We start from the raw sequence: 841 nt of genomic DNA, 5'->3' as shown, positions 1-841 counted from the left end.
GTGTCGTTCACCCACCGGATTTTAGGGCGGGGGCTGCGCAGGGGTATCGGGCTGAGGTGGGGCGTGATGGGGATAATGCGCCCACCTTTTTTCCGCGCCGCGCCCAGGCCCGCCTTTTCATGGAACTTGTCACTTTTCTCATCGACTTCATCCTGCATGTGGACAAGTATCTGGAGGCGTTTGTACAGGCCTATGGCATGTGGGTGTACGCCCTGCTGTTTGCCATTGTGTTTGTCGAGACAGGCCTGGTGGTGATGCCGTTCTTGCCGGGCGACTCGCTGCTGTTCATCGTGGGCGCGCTGTGTGGTGCCGGCATGATGAGCTTTCCGCTGGCGTGCGCGGTGCTGCTGGCGGCGGCCATCTTGGGCGACCAGTGCAACTACTCCATCGGTCGCTACTTTGGCCCCAAGGTGTTCCAGTGGGAGGATTCGCGCTGGTTCAACCGCCGGGCGTTCAACCAGGCGCACGAGTTTTACGAGCGCTACGGTGGCATCACCATCGTGATTGCGCGTTTCATGCCCTTCATCCGCACGTTTGCGCCCTTCGTGGCAGGCGTGGCGGAAATGAATCGCGCCAAGTTCACCGCCTACAACGTGGGCGGGGCGCTGCTGTGGGTGCTGGGCATTGCCACGGCCGGGTACTTCTTCGGCAACTTTGCGTGGGTCAAGGAGAACCTGGACAAGATCATCTGGGCGATGATTTTTGTGCCGGGCCTGATCGCCATCTTTGGCGCCTGGCGCGCCGGGCGCCAGGCCCGCACAGCCTGACAGACAGCGAATTTGCTACAAATAAAAGAGCGGAAGGCGCATGTAAATCATGCGCCTTCCGCTCTTTTTATGCC

General features: G+C 60.4%; 1 protein-coding gene. It reads left to right on the top strand.

Features of this window, described 5'->3' with window-relative positions; genetic code table 11:
- The first annotated feature begins 119 nt into the window (after positions 1-119).
- Complete coding sequence (locus tag DBR23_RS26885; protein WP_056061629.1) at positions 120-767, top strand: DedA family protein; 648 nt, start codon at positions 120-122, stop codon at positions 765-767.
- Positions 768-841 lie beyond the last annotated feature (74 nt).

The sequence above is a fragment of the Acidovorax sp. HMWF018 genome (assembly GCF_003061035.1).
Lineage (GTDB): Bacteria > Pseudomonadota > Gammaproteobacteria > Burkholderiales > Burkholderiaceae_C > Acidovorax > Acidovorax delafieldii.
Note: the sequence above shows the minus strand (reverse complement) of the source record. Positions and strands in the feature narration are given on the sequence as shown.

What these genes read in the sequence shown, in the direction of transcription:
- DBR23_RS26885 (WP_056061629.1), top strand. Translation starts at nt 120, where the DNA reads ATGGAACTTGTCACTTTTCTCATCGACTTCATCCTGCATGTGGACAAG.